15 protein-coding genes are annotated in these 19,912 nt (G+C 70.6%); 12 read left to right on the top strand and 3 right to left on the bottom strand.

All coding sequences use genetic code 11. The annotated features are described in order from the left end of the window. The first annotated feature begins 146 nt into the window (after positions 1-146). Positions 147-2,468, top strand: a complete 2,322-nt coding sequence (locus WMF19_RS04810) for a D-alanine--D-alanine ligase family protein (protein ID WP_437897982.1) — start codon at positions 147-149, stop codon at positions 2,466-2,468. Next, entirely contained in the window at positions 2,465-3,667 is a 1,203-nt protein-coding gene (locus WMF19_RS04805) for a P1 family peptidase (RefSeq protein WP_437897981.1), read from the top strand. The genes WMF19_RS04810 and WMF19_RS04805 overlap by 4 nt, the downstream gene beginning before the upstream one ends. A 24-nt stretch (positions 3,668-3,691) precedes the next feature. Here WMF19_RS04805 and WMF19_RS04800 read toward each other — a convergent pair whose 3' ends face one another. Both WMF19_RS04800 and WMF19_RS04795 read right to left on the bottom strand, forming a co-directional pair. Continuing rightward, on the bottom strand, positions 3,692-4,069 hold the full coding sequence (locus WMF19_RS04800) for an STAS/SEC14 domain-containing protein (protein WP_272100194.1): 378 nt from the start codon (positions 4,067-4,069) through the stop codon (positions 3,692-3,694). Positions 4,070-4,222: 153 nt separating this feature from the next. Then, positions 4,223-5,464 (bottom strand): glycosyltransferase, encoded by a 1,242-nt coding sequence (locus WMF19_RS04795; RefSeq protein WP_437897980.1) that lies wholly within the window; start codon positions 5,462-5,464, stop codon positions 4,223-4,225. Between the two features lie 191 nt (positions 5,465-5,655). On the opposite strand from WMF19_RS04795, the gene WMF19_RS04790 reads away from it, so the two are divergent. The 5 genes from WMF19_RS04790 (at position 5,656) to WMF19_RS04770 (ending at position 12,816) form a co-directional block, all read left to right on the top strand. Next, complete coding sequence (locus WMF19_RS04790) at positions 5,656-6,744, top strand: Gfo/Idh/MocA family protein (RefSeq protein ID WP_272100191.1); 1,089 nt, start codon at positions 5,656-5,658, stop codon at positions 6,742-6,744. Next, positions 6,741-7,751 carry an NAD-dependent epimerase/dehydratase family protein gene (locus WMF19_RS04785; RefSeq protein ID WP_272100189.1) on the top strand — a complete coding sequence of 337 codons (1,011 nt, stop codon included), beginning with the start codon at positions 6,741-6,743 and terminating at the stop codon, positions 7,749-7,751. The genes WMF19_RS04790 and WMF19_RS04785 overlap by 4 nt, the downstream gene beginning before the upstream one ends. After that, positions 7,748-10,222 (top strand): hypothetical protein, encoded by a 2,475-nt coding sequence (locus WMF19_RS04780; protein ID WP_437897979.1) that lies wholly within the window; start codon positions 7,748-7,750, stop codon positions 10,220-10,222. The genes WMF19_RS04785 and WMF19_RS04780 overlap by 4 nt, the downstream gene beginning before the upstream one ends. A 135-nt stretch (positions 10,223-10,357) precedes the next feature. Continuing rightward, positions 10,358-11,323 (top strand): hypothetical protein, encoded by a 966-nt coding sequence (locus WMF19_RS04775; protein WP_437327677.1) that lies wholly within the window; start codon positions 10,358-10,360, stop codon positions 11,321-11,323. 116 nt (positions 11,324-11,439) lie between these two features. Continuing rightward, positions 11,440-12,816: an O-antigen ligase family protein gene (locus tag WMF19_RS04770; RefSeq protein WP_437897978.1), complete on the top strand. Its 1,377-nt coding sequence runs from the start codon at positions 11,440-11,442 to the stop codon at positions 12,814-12,816. A 101-nt stretch (positions 12,817-12,917) separates the two neighbouring features. On the opposite strand, the gene WMF19_RS04765 is transcribed toward WMF19_RS04770, so the two are convergent. Further along, the gene (locus WMF19_RS04765; protein WP_012233516.1) at positions 12,918-13,649 is read right to left on the bottom strand and encodes a sugar transferase; all 732 of its coding nucleotides are present in this window, start codon (positions 13,647-13,649) and stop codon (positions 12,918-12,920) included. Between the two features lie 92 nt (positions 13,650-13,741). On the opposite strand from WMF19_RS04765, the gene WMF19_RS04760 reads away from it, so the two are divergent. The 5 genes from WMF19_RS04760 to WMF19_RS04740 all read left to right on the top strand — a co-directional run bounded on the left by WMF19_RS04760 (position 13,742) and on the right by WMF19_RS04740 (position 19,857). Continuing rightward, complete coding sequence (locus tag WMF19_RS04760) at positions 13,742-14,302, top strand: ATP-binding protein (protein ID WP_437897977.1); 561 nt, start codon at positions 13,742-13,744, stop codon at positions 14,300-14,302. Next, on the top strand, positions 14,299-14,598 hold the full coding sequence (locus tag WMF19_RS04755; RefSeq protein WP_012233514.1) for an STAS domain-containing protein: 300 nt from the start codon (positions 14,299-14,301) through the stop codon (positions 14,596-14,598). Before WMF19_RS04760 ends, WMF19_RS04755 begins: the two co-directional genes overlap by 4 nt. A gap of 352 nt (positions 14,599-14,950) precedes the next feature. Beyond that, on the top strand, positions 14,951-16,507 hold the full coding sequence (locus WMF19_RS04750; RefSeq protein WP_437327674.1) for a GumC family protein: 1,557 nt from the start codon (positions 14,951-14,953) through the stop codon (positions 16,505-16,507). Then, complete coding sequence (locus WMF19_RS04745) at positions 16,500-18,359, top strand: hypothetical protein (RefSeq protein ID WP_437897976.1); 1,860 nt, start codon at positions 16,500-16,502, stop codon at positions 18,357-18,359. The genes WMF19_RS04750 and WMF19_RS04745 overlap by 8 nt, the downstream gene beginning before the upstream one ends. A gap of 88 nt (positions 18,360-18,447) precedes the next feature. Next, on the top strand, positions 18,448-19,857 hold the full coding sequence (locus tag WMF19_RS04740) for a hypothetical protein (RefSeq protein WP_437897975.1): 1,410 nt from the start codon (positions 18,448-18,450) through the stop codon (positions 19,855-19,857). Positions 19,858-19,912: the final 55 nt, after the last annotated feature.

Genomic DNA, 19,912 nt, shown 5'->3' with positions numbered 1-19,912 from the left:
GAGCCCGCCGAGCCCCGGAGCCCCCATCGGCGCTTCCCGTTTTTTCCGCGGCAAATCACGCCCGCTGGCCGTAACCTCGCACGTCCGTGCGCCTCCGGCAGAGCACCGGGGGAGCAGCGGCCCGGACGACCGGCCCAGGAGAGACCATGCGCATCGCGCTGACGCACAACCTGAAGATCACGAGCTCCGCCGAGGAAGCCGAGTTCGACAGCCCGGAGACGATCGCCGCCATCGCCGGCGCGCTCGAGCGGGCCGGGCACGAGGTGGAGCGGATCGAGGTCAGCGGCCCGGCCTCCCGGGTCCTCGCCCGGCTCGAGGCGCTCCAGCCGGATCTCATCTTCAACACGGCCGAGGGCCACAAGGGCAAGACGCGCGAGGCCTTCTATCCGTCGCTCTTCGACGAGCTCGGCATCCCGTACACAGGCTCCGACGCCTACACGCTGAACGTCGCGCTCGACAAGTCGCTCACGAAGCGCGTCCTCGCGAGCTACGGCGTCGCCACCCCGCGCGCCCGCCTCGTCAACCGGACCACCCTGGAGAGCGGCGCGCTCGACGACGTGAGCTTCCCCGTCATCGTGAAGCCGAATTTCGAGGGCTCCTCCAAGGGCATCTTCCGGGAGTGGAGCGTCTGCGAGGACGCGCACCACCTCGCCGAGGTCGTCGAGCGGCAGCTCGCGCGGTTCGAGGCGGGCCTGCTCGTCGAGCACTACATCGCCGGCATCGACGTCGCGTGCGCCTTCGTCGACGGCCTCAAGGACACGAACGGCGCGCGATCGAGCGGCACCGGCATCCCCGAGGGCGTCCTCACCCCGATCGAGTTCGTGATCGATCCCGCGGTGCCGGGCAGCTACAACGTGTACGACTTCAACCTGAAGCACGCGAAGCCCGAGCAGGTCACGCGCCGGCCCGCGCAGCTGCCCCCGGCCACGATCGAGCGCATCCGGTCGCTCACGGCGCGCGTCGTGCGCGCCCTGGACCTCAAGGATCACGCCCGCTGCGAGTTCCGGGTCTCGTCGTCCCCCTCGCGCAGCCAGGGCCACGACGTCCACTTCCTCGAGGTCGACGGGCTGCCCACCCTCCAGCCGGGCGCCAGCGTCTTCGTCGCGGCGGCGCAGCGCGGCGTCGACTTCGACGGCGTCATCCGGGCCATCGTGAGGAGCGCCTGCAAGCGGCGGGGGCTCCTGCCGCTCCTGGAGAGCAACCAGCAGCGCCGGGCGAAGCGCACCGCGCTCCGCGTCGGGTTCACCTACAACATGAAGCGGAGCGACACGGCCGCCGCGGCCGACAAGGCGGGCCCCGGCACGATGCACGACCTGGAGGCCGAGTTCGACTCGCCGCGCACGATCCAGGCGATCACGAGCGCCATCGAGAGCTACGGCCACACCGTGGTCCCGCTCGAGGCGACGCCGGACCTGCCGCGCGCGCTCGCGGCTTCCGGGGTCGACGTCGTCTTCAACATCGCCGAGGGGCTCCGCGGCCGCGGCCGCGAGGCGCAGGTGCCGGCGCTCTGCGAGCTGCTCGGCATCCCCTACAGCGGCTCGGACGCGACCACGCTCTCGCTCGCGCTCGACAAGGGCCTCACGAAGCAGATCCTGCGGGCGGCCGGCATCGAGACGGCCGAGTGGCAGGTGGTCACGACCGGGCGCGAGAAGCTGAAGCCGTTCCGCTACCCGGTGATCGTGAAGCCCAACGCCGAGGGGACCTCGAAGGGGATCACCTCCGCGTCCGTCGTCAAGGACGAGGCCGCCGCGCGCGCCGCGGCGAAGCAGCTGGTCGATCGCTACCACCAGCCGGCCCTCATCGAGGAGTACATCACGGGCCGCGAGTTCACCGTCGGCCTGCTGGGCGAGCGGCGGCCGAAGGTGCTGCCGCCGATGGAGGTCGTCTTCGTCGACCCGCCCGCCTACCCCGTCTACGGCTACGACGAGAAGCAGTCGGACACGCCGCGCGTGCGCTTCGAGTGCCCCGCGCAGCTCACGCCGTCGGAGCTCCGCCGCGTCGAGAAGGTCGTGCGCGACACGTTCGCGGCCCTCGCGTGCCGCGACGTGGCCAGGGTCGATCTGCGCATGACGAAGGACGGCAGGGTGTACGTCATCGAGATCAACCCGCTGCCCGGCCTGACGCCCGACTTCAGCGATCTCTGCGTGATCGCGAAGGTCGCGGGGATGGATTACCGGATGCTGATCGGCGAGATCCTGGCCGGCTGCCTCAAGCGCCACCGCGACGCCCGGGCCGCCGCGGCGCCGCGGCCCGCGTTCACCGCGGCGGCGCCTGCGGCGAGCGCCGCCGCGCCCTCCGCGAGCGCGGCGGCCGCCTCGCCGGCCGCCGACCCGGGCCTGCTGGCCGCGCCCTGCCCTGCGCACGCCGGGCCCGCGCCGCTCCCGGCGGAGCCCGCGCCGCTCCCGGCGGAGCCCGCGCCCCTCTCCGACGCGGTCTCCGCCGCGAACGGCGAGGTCGCCGGCCCATGAGCGCGCCCTCGGCCGCGCTCAGGCGCCCTCGGCTGCGCGATCTCGGCGTCGCGATCGGCCGCTTTCCGACGGGTCCGGACAACGCCATCACGGACGTCACCGGGGTGCGGGTCCACCACGTCACCAAGATCGAGGGCGAAGGCGAGCTCGTCCCTGGCCTCGGCCCCGTGCGCACGGGCGTCACCGCGGTCGTCCCGGCCGACGGCGACGTCTTCCTGGATCGGGTGTTCACCGCGAGCTACGTGCTCAACGGCGCAGGCGAGGTGACCGGCCTCTCGCAGATCAACGAGTGGGGCCTCTGTGAGACGCCGATCCTGCTCTGCAGCACGCTCTGCGTCGGCCGCGTCCTCGACGCGACCGTCGCGTGGCTCTCGCGCCGCCATCCCAAGATCGGCAAGGACTACGATGTCGTGATCCCGGTCGTCGCCGAGTGCGACGACAGCTTCCTCAACGACGCCGTGGGGCGCCACGTGACGCAGGCCGACGTCGACGAGGCGATCGACGAGGCCCGGAGCGGCCCCGTGGCGGAGGGGTGCGTCGGCGCCGGCACGGGCATGCAGACGTTCCACTTCGCGGGCGGGATCGGCACCTCGAGCCGGTCGGTCCCTGTCGGCGGGGTCGATGCCGTCGTCGGGGCGCTCGTGCTGTCGAACTTCGGCGATCGCGAGCTGCTCCGCGTCGATGGGGTCCCGGTCGGGCGGCTCATCAGCGATCGCTTCAACCACGTCCCGCGGCGGGGCCCCGCCGGCTCGATCATCGTGCTCGTCGCCACCGACGCCCCGCTCATCCATCGTCAGCTCGCGCGCCTAGCGCGGCGCGCCGCGCTCGCGATCGGCCGGACCGGCGGCTACGCGGCCAACAACTCGGGCGAGATCGTCCTCGCCTGGAGCACCGCGAACCGTGTGCCTCGCGTCCCCACGGAGCAGTGGAGCGCCCCCCGCTCGAGCCGCTCGCTCAGCGTGCACCCCCTCGCGCCGGGCCGCCACATGGCCGAGCTCGTCCTCGACACCGAGATCGACGCCCTCTACGAGGCCACCGTCGACGTCGTGGAGGAGGCGATCCTCAACGCCATGTTCGGCGGCGTCGACATGACCGGCCACAGCGGCCACCACGCGCCCGCCCTCCCGCTAGACGCCGTGGCCGAGATCCTGAAGCGATACCGCCCCCCGCACCCCTGCGACCCGCCGCCCCTCTTCTAGCGACGCGTCGCCCGCGCCTCAGCGCTATTCAGGATCACCGTGGAGGAGCCACTCGTGGGCGGCGTCCTCGTCCCAGAAGCGCCGGAGGACCTTGTCCGTGCCGCTCTCGCGCGCCACGCGGTTCAGCTGGAGCGCGACGATGTCGCTCTCGATGATCTCGGCGACGCGCATCACCCCGAGCTCCAGGCCGAACTCCTGGACGGCGCGGATCTTCTCCGCCACATCGGGGGACATCGGCCTGAACCCGCGGACATCGGCCTTGATCTTGATCTCCCGGCCCTGGAGGCTCTCGCACGCCTTCCTCAGCTCGCTGACGAAGTTCTCCATCTCCTCGAGGCGGACACGCCCCTCGAGGACGAAATCCACCATGGCGATGATCCGGTCGACTTTGATCTCGAACACGTTGAGAGACCTCCTGCCAGTTCCCGAAGGGGCGGGATGGGGCCGCGCGATCATACCCCGGATCGCGCAAGGACGCGCCTAGGGATCGCGACGCTCACGCGGCAGCGACGCTGGCCGTCGGCCGTGGGAAGCTCGGGCTGGCGTCGCCGCCCTTCACGCCGCGCGCGGCTCGCCGACGCGCGACTTGCCGTGTCCGCGCCGCACGGCGATGGCCTGCTCGTAGATGGTCTCGTACCGCGAGAGCAGCGTGGGCCACTGCCGCTCCTTGAGGATCCACGCCCGCGCGTTCTTGCCGACCTGCTCGAGGCGCGCCGGATCCTTGAGGGCCTCCACACACCGCTTCGTGAGGTCGGCGCTGTCGCCCGCCTTGAAGACGAACCCGGTCTCGCCATAACGGACGAGCTCCCCCATGGCCGCGACGTCGCTCACCATCACGGGCCGGGCCATGGACATCGCCTCGAGCGGCTTCAGCGGCGTCGTGAGCTCGGTCGTCCGGGTCCGGATGCGGGGATACACGAGCAGGCTCGCCATCGCGTAGATGTTGAACACCTCGTCGTGCGGCACCCGCCCGGTGAAGGTCACCTTGGACTCCACCCCTCGCTCGCGGGCGAACGCCTTGAGCTCCATCTCCTGGCCGCCGGCCCCGGTGATCACGACGTGCGCGTCCGGGATCTCCCGCGCGATGTCGCCGATCGCCGCGATGAGCGTCTGGAGCCCCTCGTACGGCTGGAAGGTGCCGACGTAGCCGATGAGCTTCTTCCCGGCGAGCCCGAAGCGCTCCCAGGCGCCGGGAGGAGCCTCCCGCGGCGCGAACTTGTCCGAGTCGACGCCGTTGCCCACGACGTGGAGCGCGTCCGTGCTGCGCACCCGCGGCGCGACGGCGTTCTTCAGGGCCTCGCAGATCGTGACCGTCGCGTCAGCGTACTTGTAGACGATCGTCTCGAGGCCGGCCGCGATCTTGTAAGGCGCCGAGTCCTCTTTGAATTTGCCCCGGTCGACGGAGGCGTTCTCCCAGAGATCGCGCACCTCGTAGACGAGCGGCAGCCCGAACCGGCGCGCCGCCGCGAGCGCCGGAAGCCCGACGAGCATCGGCGAGTGCGCGTGAACGAGATCGGGCTGGAACTCCCGGATCGCGTCCTCGACGCGCGCCTCCAGCGCCCGCACGAGCGAGAGCTCCCTGATCAGCGGCAGCTTCTTGCCGGTTGGCTCGCGCGTCCGCCAGTACGAGATGCCGCCGATCTCGTCCTTCAGCGCATCCCCGGACCCCTGCTGCGCCGACGTCACCACCGCCGGCCGCATCCCGTGCTCGGCCTGATGCTTGATGATGTAGTCGCTGCGGATCGTGTACCCCGCAATGACAGGCAGCGACGTATGAAGAACATGGAGCACGCGCACGAATCACCACCCTTCTTTATGCTGCGCCGCGCAGCCTACCCGAGGCCGCCGCGACCGTCATCAAGCTCCTCCACGCGCGTGGATGCGCGTGGAGGATGCGCGTGGAGGAGCGTGGACGCGTCCACGCTGTTCGGCGGGCCGGCGGAGAGCCTAGCTCTCGGCTGCCACGTTGCGGTACGCTCCGCCGCCGCATGACCCTCAAAATCGCGATCGTCGGCTGCGGCAAGATCGCCGACGGCCACATAGAAGAGATCCAGAAGATGCCGGAGCGGGCTCGGGTCGTCGCCGTATGCGACCTGGAGCTCCTGATGGCCGAACAGATCGCGGTGCGCTACGGCATCCCGAGCCACTACGACTCGTTCGACCGCCTGCTCGACGTCGAGAAGCCCGACGTCGTCCACATCACCACCCCTCCGCAGTCGCACCTGTTCCTCGCCCGGCGAGCCATCGAGGCGGGCGCCCACGTCTACGTGGAGAAGCCGACTGCGCTGAACCTCGCGGACGTGCGGCGCCTCATCGAGCTCTGCACCGCCGCCGGGAAAAAGATGACCGTCGGCTGGGAGTACCAGTTCGATCCCCCGGCCGTCGAGATGCGCAGGCTCGTCGGCGACGGCGTGCTCGGCGATCCCGTCCACGTGGAGAGCTGCTTCGGCTACAACCTCGCCGGCCCCTTCGGCGCGGCGCTCCTCGGCGACGGCTCGCACTGGGTCCATCGCCTCCCGGGCAAGCTGTTCCACAACAACGTCGATCACCTGCTGAACAAGATCGTCGAGTTCGTGGACGACGAGCAGCCGAAGGTCACCGCGACCGCCTACGCGCTCCGGGAGAAGCGGTTCGGCGACTCGCGCGACGACATGCTCGACGAGCTGCGCGTCACGGTGCAGGGCGCGCGCGTCAGCGCCTACGGGACCTTCTCGTCGCACGCGCGGCCGCCCGGGCACTTCCTCCGCGTCTACGGCACGAAGAACACGCTCCACGTCGACTTCACGAGCCGCACGGTCACCCTCGACGCGTCGCCGAAGCTCCCGAGCGCCATCGGGCGCGTCGTCCCGGCCTTCGATCAGGCCCTCTCGTACCTCCGCGAGGGGGGCAAGAACGTTGTGCGGTTCGCCCGCAGCGACTTCCACTTCTTCTCGGGGCTGAACCGCCTGATCGGCCTCTTCTACGACAGCATCACGCGGGGCGCGGAGCTGCCCATCTCGTACCGGGACATGATCCGGGTCGCGTGGATGATGGATGAGATCTTCCGCCAGGTCCCGCAGGAGAAGGCGCGCACATGAAAGTCCTTGTCACCGGCTCGAACGGCTTCCTTGGGTCGGCCCTCGTCGACCGGCTGCTCGCCCATGGCGAGACCGACCTCCGCTGCCTCGTCCGCCCCGCGAGCAACCGCTCGCGGCTCGAAGAGATCGAGAAGCGGCGGGGCGTCCCCCTCGACATCGCGGTGGGCTCCCTCGCCACGAAGGAGGCCGCCGAGCGCGCTGTCGAGGGCGTGGACGTCGTCTACCACGTGGCTGCGGCCATGGGCGGCGCGCCCGCGGACATGTTCCTGAGCACCGTCGTCGCCTCGAAGAACCTGCTCGAGGCGCTCGTCCACACCGGCCGATCGCCGCGCGTCGTCCTGGTCAGCTCCTTCGGCGTCTACGGCGTCGCCGATCTGCCGCGGGGGTACATCGTCGACGAGAACACGCCCCTGGAGGCGCGGCCCGCGCAGCGCGATCTCTACTCGCAGGCGAAGCTCCGGCAGGAGAAGCTCTTCTGGGAGTACCAGGCGCGCTACGGCTTCCCGCTGACGGTGCTCCGCCCCGGCGTCATCTACGGCCCCGGCGGCAACGCCTTCTCCAGCCGCGTCGGGATGAGCCTCTTCGGCGTGTTCCTGCACCTCGGCGGCCGCAACATCCTCCCGCTCTCGTACGTCGACAACTGCGCCGAGGCGATCGCCGTCGCCGGCCGGAGCGACGTCGCGCGGGGGCAGGTCTACAACGTCCACGACGACGACCTGCCCACGGCCGACGTCTACCTCGCCCGCTACAAGCGCGAGGTGAAGCCGATCCGCTCGCTCACGGTGCCCTACTTCGCGCTCACCGGGATATCGAAGCTCGTCGAGCGCTACCACGCCTACTCGAAGGGGCAGCTGCCGGCCATCTTCACGCCCTACAAGAGCGCGACCTCGTGGAAGGGGAACCGGTTCGACAACACGAAGCTGAAGGCGCTCGGGTGGAAGCAGCTGGTCTCCACGGAGGAGGGCCTCCAGCGGACGTTCACGTACCTCAAGGAACGCGCGACATGACGGGTCGGCGGTCGCTGGCGTCGCTGGCGTCGCTCGGGCTGGCGCTCGGCCTCGCGGGTCTCCTCGCCGGCTGCGAGCGGCGGCAGACCCCGGGGCCGCCGGCGGTCCACAGCGGCGAGGGCGCCCAGTCCGCCACCGCGGCCCTCGCGGTCGCGGCGCCGCGCTTCGAGGGGCCGCCCGCGCCGCCGGCCACGCCGACCAAGGGGCACCCGCGGCTCTGGGTGCGCGCGGCCGATCTGCCGAAGCTCCGGGCGCGCGCCACGCAGGCGAACCCCCTGTTCAAGGAGCTCGCCGCCGTGACGGCCGAGGCCGCGGCGGCGATGGACAAGGGCAACATCCCCTCCGAGGGCGACTGCACCCACGCCCGCATCTACTGCGAGGCGCACGCGGAGCTGTTCGCCTTCATGTCGCTCGTCTCGAGCGACGAGGCGGCCCGCAACGACTACGCCGCCCGCGCGCGCAAGATCCTTCTTTACATCGTCGATCGCGTGAACAAGGGGGATCCGCAGGATCCCTTCGTCCGCAGGTTCTCGACCGGCGACCGCGCCCGCTGGGCCGGCGAGTCGTTCGGCCTCACGGTCGACTGGATCTACGGGTACCTCTCGGCCCAGGACAAGGCGGCGATACGGCCCGTCTTCCTCCGCTGGGCGGAGGAGCAGCTGCAGTCGTCGACGACGAGCCACGATCACCCCGAGCCCGTGGGCAAGCTGAACGACCCGGCGATGCTGAAGGAGCCGAGGAAGCGCAGGTACGCCGTGAACAACTACTTCACGTCGCACATGCGCAACCTGACGCTCCTGTCGCTCGCGTTCGACGAGGCCGACGATCCGCCGGATCCGAAGCCGAGCGGCACCTACCCGCGGCTCAGGGACTACTTCGCCAACGTCACCGGGGCGTGGCTCTACATGACCGACAGCGTCCTGCGGAACGACGCGCGCGGCGGCGCGCCGCCGGAGGGCTTCCAGTACGGCCCCGCGACGCTGGCCTACGTGAGCGAGACGCTGCTCGCCATCCAGACGGCCGGCGAGGCCGATCCGGCGAAGTGGGGCCCGCAGGTGCACCTCGACGGCAACCCGTTCTGGCACGAGTTCATCCCGGCCCACCTCCACAGCCTGAGCCCCGCCACGCCGGCGGGCCGGCTCGGGCCGACCCACGAGGCCGCGTGGACGGGCGACGGGGAGCGCTACGAGTACACGGATCACATCGACCCGTTCGCGGCGCTCGGCCTCCACGCCGAGAACAGCGGCAACGCCGAGCGCCTGAACGCGCTCCGCTGGATGGCCATCCACGCCGGCCCTGGCGGCGCCGCTGCCCTCGCGCGGCGCGCCCGCTCGCAGCTCGGCCAGACCCACAAGCGCCACTCGATCCTGTACTTCCTCCTGCTCGACCCGGCGGTCACTCCGACCGACCCGCGCCCCTCCATCCCGCTCACGCACTACGGCCCCGGCCTCGGCCAGGTCTTCGCGAGGACGAGCTGGGGGCCCGAGGCCACGTGGCTCCAGTTCCAGCTCGGCTGGGAGCAGATCGACCACCAGCACGGCGACGGTCTCAGCTTCGGCTTCTACCGCGGCGGCGAGTGGCTCACGAAGGAGCGCGTCGGGTACGGCGCCTTCATGGGGAACTCCGAGCAGCACAACACCCTCGCGGTCGAGAACGACAAGAACCGCCGCCACGACGACCCGAACCGCGGCGAGCTCTGGCGGCGCGGATCCCAGTGGCCGCTCGTGCACACGGGGGATCCCAGGGTCCTCGCGAAGAGCTTCGCGCAGGACTACGTCTACGTCCTCGGCGACGCGACCCCGCTCTACAACTCCGAGTACGAGAACATCCGCGACGTCACGCACGTCAGCCGCGCGCTCGTGTGGCTCAAGCCGGACCACCTCGTCCTCTACGACCGCGCCGCGACGGGCAAGGACGGGCGCTTCAAGCGCTTCTTCGTGCAAACGCCGAGCGCGGCGCAGGTCGCGGGGAAGCTCGCGACGGCCACGACCGCGAAGGGGCAGAAGCTCTTCGTGACCACGGTCCTGCCGGAGAGCGCCGTCGTCTTGGCCGAGCCGTACAAGCCGACGGGCACCTGGGACACCAAGCCGGCCGAGAACGAGCCGATGCTCGGGACCCTGCGGGTCGAGCCGCCGGCCCCGATGCCGAAGGACGCGCGCTTCCTGCACGTGCTCCAGGGAGCGGCCGGCAACGCGACGGCGGATCCGGTGACGCTCGTGCGCACGAAGCGCGGGACGCCGTTCGTGGGTGCGGCGGTGAAGGGCACGCTGGTCCTGTTCCCGGTCGAGCTGGGCGCAGTGTCCGAGGTGCAGTTCACCTCGCTCCCCGGCGTGGCGAAGCACGTCGTCACGGGCCTCTCCCCCGGCACGTCCTACGACGTGATCAGGAAGCCCGCGACCGACGGAGACGAGATCACGATCCGCGCCGGCTCGGCCGCCAAGGCCGACGAGGGCGGTGTCCTCTCCTTCTGAGCGCCGTGTCGCAAGCGGCAAGCGGCAAGCGACAAGCGGCAAACGTGGCGATGGCGCCGTCCGCGCCACGCTTGTCCTCGGCGTGGCGCGCTGCAATAATCCATCTTCCTTGCCCACGTCCTGTACGGAGATGCCATGAGCAAGAAGCGACTCGTCTCTGCCGGCGCATTCCTCGTCGCGCTGGGCGCCCTGTTCATCCCCATCGAGGGCACGGCGCCGGCCGCGACCGGCCCCATCGCGAAGGCAGGCTCGCTCGATCTGTCGGGCTTCGCGAGCACCCGGCCCGATACCCCGCTGGATCTCCTGTTCATCCATCACTCGTGCGGCGGCCAGCTCCTCACGGAGCCGGGCGCCGAGAAGGAGAAGGCGTCGTGCGTCTACGAGGCGCACCCGAACGGAGGTGGGCTCAAGAAGAAGCTCACGGAGCAGGGTTACCGCGTCCACGAGGCCTCCTACGGCAGCGAGATCGGCGAGAACACCGACCTCTTCGACTGGGCGCCCAAGTTCCGCGACAAGATGGACAAGGTGCTCCGGGTCGCGCTGAACGACCAGATGCACCCGGACGGCGTGGTGAACCGGATCGTCGTCTTCAAATCCTGTTATCCCAACAACCGCTTCGTCGGCGAGGGCTCCGCCCCCGGCAACCCGGCCGGCCCGGAGCTCACCGTCTGGAACGCGAAGGCCACGCTGGCGTCCATCCTGCCCGACCTTGCGAAGCGGAAGGACACGCTGTTCGTCTACATCACCGCCCCCGCCAACGTCCTCAAACGCTCGAAGGAGCCCGCCTGGAAGTGGACCGCCAAGCGGCTCCTCGGGAAGCCCTCCGACGCCGAGATCGCGCAGCGCCAGGCGGATCTCGCCCGTTCGTTCAACAACTGGGTCAAGTCGCCCGACGGCTGGCTCAGCGGCTATCCGGAGAAGAACGTCGTCGTCTTCGACTACTACGACGTGCTCACGAACAAGGGCGAGTCCAACTTCTCCCTCCACGGCTCGGAGGGCAACACCGACAACCACCCCTCGAGCGCGGGCAATGCGAGGGCGGCGGATGAGTTCGTCCCGTTCCTGAACCAGGCCGTGCGCCGCGTGGGCCTCAGCACCTAGCGTCGAGGGCCCTGCAACCACGCCGGAGGGAGCGAGCGCAAGTCGCTTGACGCGAGCCGCGATCCTCCGGAACGTCCCCCACCACCCGAACGGCGTCTCCGCCGAGGACCCTCGACATGCTCGCGCTCCCCGGGGTCATCCTTCTCATCATCTTCATCTACGGCAGGCCCCAGGAATGGGACGAGCGCTTCGAGAGCCTGCCGTTCCTGTACCTCTGGCTCGGCCTCGCCTTCATGGGCATGGGCCTCGACCTCGCCATGGGCAAGGTCAGGCTGAAGGCGACCCCGCAGCTCCGGTGGGCCATCGTCGTCTACTTCTGGTGCGTGTTCACGCTCGGCTTCCGGAACCCTGCCGAGTTCTCGGAGGGCTTCGTCTCGATCAGCGTGACGTTCGTGCTCTTCTTCCTGATCGGGCACAGCACCGACGGCTTCAAGGGCTTCCAGAAGCTCGCCTCCACGGTGCTCGTCATGGGCCTCTTCGTGGCGGGCGTCGCCGTGCACCAGGGGTTCTCCCCGTCTCAGTGCCTGGCGGTATCCCAGACCATCGGAGGCTCGCGCGGCGAGTCGGGTATCCCTGACGGCCGGTCCTGCGAGCTCCGCGTGGACTGCCGCGAGGGGCCGGGGGCCGATCCCGAGGTCGAGTACCTGTGCGAGCGCGTCGGCCTCTTCAAGACGTCGACGATCAACGGCCGCGTGCGCTGGCGCGGCGTGCTCCAGGATCCGAACGAGCTCGCGCTGACGTCAGGCATCGTGCTGCCGTTCAGCTTCGCGATGTTCGAGCAGAAGCGCTCCTTCCTGCGCGCGCTCCTGGTCTTCGCATCGCTCCTCGTGATCGCGACCGCGATCATCCTCACGCAGTCCCGGGGCGGCCAGCTCGTCTTCGCGACGGTGCTGGGCGTCTACTTCGTCAAGAAGTACGGCGTCCGCGGCGCGATCTTCGGCGCGATCTGCGCGGCGCCGCTCATGATGCTCGGCGGCCGCGGCGGCGAAGAGGCCGACGAGTCGGCGGGCGAACGCACGGAGATCCTGGGCGAGGGCCTGAACATCTACCGGATGTTCCCGCTGATGGGGGCGGGCTTCCGCCAGTTCACGGAGCACCACTGGCTCACCGCGCACAACGCGTACCTCCTCGCGCTCGCGGAGCTCGGCCCGCTCGGGATGTTCGCGTGGTCGGCGATGATCTACCTCACCCTCAAGATCTCGCTGGTCGCGCTCAAACGGTACGAGCACGGCGCCCAGTTCGCGATGATCCGCGCCTGGGCCATGGCGATCATGGCCGGGTTCTGCGGGATGATGGTCGGGATCTTCTTCCTCTCGTTCACCTACCACTACGTGCTCTGGATCTACTTCGGCCTGGCGGGGGCGCTGTATTGCGCCATCAGGAGCGTCGATCCGAGCTTCTCGATCCAGTTCGAGAAGCGTGACGTCTACCGGCTCATCCTGGCCGATCTCGGCCTGGTGTTCGTGATCTTCTTGCTGAGCAAGAGGCACTAGCTGCCGCGGGGAGCCGCCCGGCTCCGCAGAGAGAGCGCCATGACGCGCGGAGCCATCGCGGCCGCGGCGCCCGCGCCGGGGTCCGGAGGCGCGGCGCCCGCTCAGCGCCCGAGGCCGAGGACCATCACGAGCGGCGTCTTCACGATGATCGAGAGCTCCATCTGCAGGAACGTCGAGAGCTTCTCGAGCGACGCGGCGTACGCGAGGTCGAAGAGCAGCTTCATCCGCATGTCGTCGGCCTCGGCGCCCTCCGCCTCCTCGAGGCCGAACGGGTTCGTCAGCGTCGCCTCGAACGCGGCGACCTCGCTCTCCGCCGGGGCGCGCCCGGTATACCCGAGCGACACCTGCGCGAGCCCCGTGATGCCCGGCTTGATGTCGCGCATCCGCTCCTCGAAGAACGGAATGGCGAGCGCGAGGTTGACGAGCAGCTCGGGGCGCTCGGGGCGCGGCCCCACGATGCTCATGTCCCCCATGAGCACGCTCCAGAACTGCGGGATCTCGTCGAGGCGCGTCTTGCGCAGGAAGCGGCCGACCCGGGTGATGCGCGGGTCGTCCTGCTGGGCGAGCACGGCCCCCGTCAACTTCTCGGCATCCACGCGCATGGAACGAAACTTGCGCATGTGGAATTCGACGAATCGCGGGTAGGCCACGCCGTCCCGCACTTCCGTGCCGATGAGCATCCCGGCACGGCGCTGCATGTAGAAGATCGGCCCGGGCGACTCGAGGTAGATAGCCGCGCCGATGAGAGGGTAGAGCGGGAGGGTCAGCGTGAGACCCACGAGCGAGCCCGCGATGTCGATCGCACGTTTCGCTACACGAACGCCAGGTGTCACTGTTTACCTTGTGGCTCCCATAGTCGAGAACGTGGTAGGGTACAAGCTCGGATGGAGGTTTGGGCGTGATCCGACTCCGCGTACCAGGTTCGTTGACCTATCGCCACCTCGCCCTCCGCGTGGTGGCGGCCGCATGCAAGATGGCCGCGCCTGGGAGGGTCGAGGGCGGGTCGCCCGGCCTCACCCAGGAGGATTTCGAGGACCAGACCGTCTCGGCGTTCGGCGAGGCGTTCAACAACATCGCGATTCACGGATACCGCGCTGGCCCGCCGGGCGACGTCGACATTGAGATCGAGTCCGACGCGGACGGCATTATCATCCGCTTGATGGACACGGGCTGCAGCTTCGATCCCGCGGCCATCGACAACCCTCCCATCGACGACCTCCCCGAGTCCGGGATGGGCCTCTTCATCATCAAATCGTTCATGGATGAGGTCGACTACTGTCCCGGCAGCCCGAATGTCCTGCGTCTGGTGAAGCGGAGGGAGGGCAGCTCGTGTATTGCCGGCGACGGGGGTGAAGGCAGCAGCGAACAAGAGCATTCCGACGCCGATTTCGCCGGGGCGACAGGGCATCGGACAAGCAGTTTTCGAATGCGGAGCGTCTCCCGTTCGGGCGCGACCCGCGCCGCAGGGGGAATCAAAATCCAATGAGCTATACGCGGACCGATAACGGCAGTGAGACGGTCGTGCAGTTCGAGGGGACCCTCGACGCAGTGACCGCACCGGAGTTCAGGACATTGGTGGACGAGCTGGTGGCCGAGAACCGGCAGAACATCACGCTCGAGCTCTCGTCCCTCCGGCTGATCGACAGCTCGGGCGTCGGCGTCATCGTCTCGCTGTTCAAGCGGGTACGAGCCAACGGCGGCCAGGTGCGCATCGTCGGGCTGAGGGATCAGCCGCGCGCGATCTTCCGCCTGCTGCGCCTCGATCGGGTGTTCCCCACGTGACGCTCGGTGGCGGCGCGCGCGCCGCCACCCCGGCCCCCCGGCCCACCCGTCGACGACGGCCGCGGTGGCAGCGCCGCGCGGCAGGTGTCGCGCGGACGTTGCCGAGCGGCTGGAGTCGCCCGGGCGGCGCTCCCCCGTCGCCGCGGCGCTGGTTGCGCGTGCTGCGCGTGCTGCGCGTACCGGAGGCGTGTTAGGCGTAGGGTTGCGCGCGGCGGGCACGCGGCGGGCGCAGCCGAATGCAACAAGCTGGCGCTCGGGCGTCGCACGTCTACCATAGGCAACCAGCCTGCCAGACCGGGGTGCGCGTCCTCCGGGCCGGGCGGAGCAAGGCAACCTTCGAGGAGCGGGGACCATGGACAAGAAGATGAACCAGCAGCCCTCCGGGCCTACCCCGCCCCAGGAGGCGCTCGGGGCGATTCCCGCCGACGCATCGGCGCGGCCTGCAGGTCCGCAGCCGCCCAGCGTCAGCGCGATGATCAACCGGACGCTGGCGCACTGGTACGTGGCGGTGCTGGTGGCGATCGCGGGGCTCGGGTTCACGGTGCTCGTCGTGCAGTCGAGGAAGCCCGCGTACCGCTCCGAGACCGTGATCTTCTACCGCGAGGGCGTCAAGGCGACGTACCTCGGGCCGGACGGGCCCGACCCGCTCCGCACCCTCTCCGCGCGCCTCAAGGAGACGCTGCTCGCGCGCTCCAACCTCGAGAAGGTCGTGACCGAGTTCAACCTCTTCCCCGACGTCCTCGAGAAGCGGGGCATGGTCGACGCTGTCGATCGGCTCCGCGCCAAGATCACCTTCAAGGCCCGCTCGCAGGACACCTTCGCGATCTCGGCCGAAGGGGAGACGCGCGAGCAGGCGCAGGAGGTGACGCAGCGGCTCGCGGACATCCTCGTCGAGGAGACGACGCGCATGCGCAGGTCGCAGGCGAAGCTGACGAACGAGTTCCTCGATGCGGAGCTGAAGCGCGCCGAGCAGGACGTCGAGAAGGCCGAGACCGAGCTCGCGGCGTTCCTGGCAGAGCACCCCGAGTTCGCCACCGAGCAGTCCACGCCCGGCGGCTCGCAGGGCGGCGCCGCCATCCGCGAGCGGGAGCGGCGCGCCACCGGGACCGACCCGACCCTCGAGGCGCTCGAGCGGCAGGTGCCCCGCCTGCGCAGCCGGCTCACCGGCAAGCCGGAGCAGCCCGCGGTGAGCGCCGCCGGGGTGCCCTCCCCCGCGCTCACCCGGCAGCGGGATCAGGCCGAGCAGGAGCTCGCCACCGCGCGGCGGGATCTGGCCGACAAGCAGTCCCGCTTCACCGAGCAGCACCCCGACGTCCGGGCGGCGGCGGCCCGCGTGACCAACGCCGAGGCGGCGCTGCGGCGCGCCGAGCAGGCGCTCGTCCTGCCGCCGGAGCCGGTGGTGGAGGTCCCCGCGACCGACGAGGCCGAGAAGGCGAAGATCAAGTCCCAGCTCGCGGCTCTCGAGCGGGAGATCGCGGTGCGCAGGGGCGCGAAGAAGGGCAACGCGGCCGACGCGAGCGAGGCGGCGAAGCAGATCATCAACACCGAGACCGACTGGTCGCGGCTCACCCGCGAGAAGGCGCGCGCGCAGCAGCGCCTCTCCGACCTCGAGGGCAAGTCGTTCCGCGCCGAGATCGCAGCGAGCTCGGAGCAGGGCGGCTACTCGGCGCAGATCGAGGTGCTCGACCCGGCGTACCGGCCGAGCGCGCCGTCGAGCCCGTCGCGGTTGATCATCGCCATCGGCGGGCTGTTCTTGTCCGTTGCGGCCGGCATCGCGGCCGCCGCGGCGCGTGGCATCGTGTTCGACGATCGGGTTTACGACATGGAAGATATCGATCGAATGGCGCTCGCTCCGGTGCTCGTCGTCGTACCGCCCGCCGCGCGCGCGCCCCGAGGGCGCCGTGGCTGAGGCAGGCGGAGCTGAGCCGGGAAAGCCGCCGCCGGTCGCTTCCCTCGAGCGGGCGCTCGATCAGGTCTGCGACTTCCTGAGTCGCGCGGAGCAGACCGCGCGGGTCCGCGCCCTCGTCATCGAGGCGCGCCGACTCCGCAACGTGGTCGGCAACTGGCGCTCGATCGCGCCGGATCCGGACGTGCGCGAGGAGATGATCGCCCGCGTCCTGCGCCTCGCGAACGACGCGGAGGACGTGGTCTCGGCGGAGCGCCCGAGCTCCAGCCAGGACGACCCGAGCGCCGCGTTCGACTCGCCGACCATCCGGCAAGATCTCCCCCCTTCGCCGCAGCACCCGCAAGCGATGGGGCTGCGCCTCGGCGCCGCGCAGGCGCCGGGCGCTCACCCCGGCGCGCCCCAGCCGCTCAGGGGGCCGTCGCCAGCGACGGCGCTCTTCCTCGGGGGTCCTGCGGCGGACCACGGCGAGCACCGCGCGCATCCGGGTACCGCGACGGTGCTCGGCATGCCCGCGCCGGCGCTGCCGCCCGGCCCCGACCGGCAAGGCTCATCCCCGGCGATCGCGCGCGTCGTCGATCTGAGCGCGACGCTGAGCAGCCCCGGGCTCGTGTCGAGCGGCGGGAGGCCGGGCAGCTCGCCGGCGCTGCCGGTGCCGATCGACCGGGTCATCGCCCCGCCGGCGCGCGACGTGGGGGTCCGTGACGCGGCGGCGCCCCCCGGGGGAGCGCCGCCGCTCGAGCGATCGTTCAGCGGCGCGTTCACCTCGCCTCCTTCGCTCGTCTTCGATCGCGTGGTGCCGCCCGCGACGCGCGAGGTGACCGTGCGCGAGGTGCCGCAGCCGCATCAGCAGCCGCCGCCGCAGCAGCCGCCGCCCGAGAGGCCGATCGAGCGCTCGCTCACCAGCACGTTCAGCTCGCCGCCCTCCCTGATCTTCAACCGCGTGGTGTCGACCCCGGCGCACCAGGCCGTGGACGCGAAGCTGCAGTCGCTGGATCCGACGTTCGAGGAGCCGCCGTCGCTGCACATCGAGCAGCTGCGCTCCCTGCCCACGACACCGGAGAACGCCGGGCTGCTCCCGGAGGAGTCGCTGCGCGGCCAGGGCGAGATCACCGTGCGCCCCGTGCCGATGCCGGACGCCGTGGATCCGAACATCGTGATGCTCCGCGCGCCCTACTCGCCCCAGGCCGACGCGTACCGGACGCTCCGGCGCAAGCTGCCGACGGGCTCGGGGATCACCATCGCCGTGACGAGCGCGGGGCCCGGCGAGGGAAAGACGTCCTGCGCCATCAACCTCGCGCTCGCGCTCCGCGAGACCGTCCGCGGGAAGATCCTCCTCGTCGAGGCGAACATCCGCAAGCCCGGCATCGCGAAGGCGCTGCGGTTCGAGCCCCCGAGCTGCTTCACGGAGCAGCTCCAGCGCCATGTCAACGACCGGTTCGCGCCCTGGGTCGTCGTCGATCAGGCGGCGCCCGCCGTGACGCCCGGCGACGAGGGCGGCGAGACGTCGTCGGACAGGAACGCCGCGCCGATCGGCGGCAGGTCGCCCGACGCGAGGCTCGCCCTCCAGACGCCCGTCCACATCCTGGCCGTCGATCCGCGCACGGAGCGGCCGCCGATCTTCGACGGGGTGGCGTTCTCGACCGCGATCGAGAGCCTCAAGCGCGCGGGCTACTCGTACATCATCATCGACACGCCGCCGGTGCTCGGCAGCATGGACCTGAACGTCATCGGCGACTCGGTGGACGGCGTGGTCCTGACCTCGCTTGTCAAGAAGTCGACCCGCAAGGCGATCCGCCAGGCCATCGAGCAGCTCCGACCGGCGCCCATCCTCGGTGTCGTCCTGCTCGACGCCTGAACGGCCGGCGCGCGGCGCTCGCCTCCTTTCGCCGAAAGGTCGGGGAGGCGTAGCCGAGCGCCGGCTCCATTGTTACCTTGCAGCCCTCATGCGCTCCGGACGAGGTATTGCGGTCGCGGCCTTCGGCTGCGCGATCCTCACCCACCACGACGCCCGGGCGCAGGACGCAACCCTCCACGGCGTCTTCACCGGGTCGATCGGCGTCACCGACAACGTGACCTCCGCGGCCGAGCCCCCGGCCGGGCCCGGTCCCGACGCCGACGGCTTCGGGACCGCGAGCCCCGGCCTGATCTTCACCTACACGACGCCGCGGACCGCGCAGACGCTGTCCTACACGTTCTCGACGAGCTTCTTCTTCCGGCACGCGGAGGCGAGCTCGTACTCGAACGTGGCCGTGTGGTCCGGCCGCTTCGTCACGTCGCCGAGGACGTCGCTGACGCTCGGGGCGTCCGGGTCGCAAGGTCAGCTCAACACGTTCCAGCTCGAGCAGACGCCGGGGACCACGACGCCCCAGGGCACCGCGGGCGGGACGACGACCTTCGTGCAGGGGTCGTTCAACGAGGGGTTCTCGTTCCAGCCCTCGCCGGTCTGGTCGCTCGGGCAGGCGGCGGCGTTCGCCGTCTACAACCCGCTCCTGGATCGCCCGCAGCGCACGTACAGCGTGACGAACACGCTGAACGCGAACCGAAGCTTCCGTCACGACGTCGCGGCCCTCGCGCTCTCGGTCGGCTACACCCATTTCGACAACGTTCCGGTCACCGACACCGATCCCGCGACCGAGGACACGTACACGTCGCGCGATCAGCTCCTCAGCACGCTCGTGGCGAGCTGGCAGCACGACCTCGGGCGTCGCTTCTCGAGCCAGGTCGACGTCGGCGGGGTCGTCGCGACGGACCTGGCGGGCGGCGCCGGGTCGCTCGCGCGCCCGACCGGGCTCGCGGCGCTGCGCTACTTGCACGAGCGGGGCGACGCGGCCGAGCTCGCGTACACCTATGCGGCCACGCCGAACGTCTTCCTGCAGCAGATCCAGCTCTCCCACATGCTGACGCTCCGCGCCGCGGTGCCCGTCCACGCCGCCTGGCACCTGTCGGTCGAGGGCTCGGCCAGCGCGCAGCTCGCGCGACCTCTCGAGACGAACGCGGAGGGTGATCTCGACACGGGGCCGAGGACGCTCGCGGTGCTCACCGACGTCGGGCTGCTCTACAGCCCTGTCATCGTCATCCCTGACTTCGCGCTCGCGCTCCGGTACCAGCACGCGAACCAGCGCACCGAGGCGAGGACGGCGGAGCTCCCCGACACGCGCGTCGTCCGGAACACGCTCCTCCTGTCCGTGTCGGGCGCGTTCCCGCGGCGGATGGCGCCGGGCTCGCGCATCTTGATGACCCAGCCCTTCGGCTCTGCAGGCCCTTCCGGCGCGACGCGCCGCCAGGAGACGCCGAGCGAGCCGCTGGAGGGCGAGGCGCCGGGGTCTGCTGGCGCGGGCGACGCCGCTCGCTGAGCGCGACGGGGCGCGCTCCCCAGGGGAGGCCGGAACCCCGCCCTCGGCGCGCTCA

The organism is Sorangium sp. So ce124, from assembly GCF_051525235.1.
Lineage (GTDB): Bacteria > Myxococcota_A > Polyangia > Polyangiales > Polyangiaceae > Sorangium > Sorangium atrum.
Note: the sequence above shows the minus strand (reverse complement) of the source record. Positions and strands in the feature narration are given on the sequence as shown.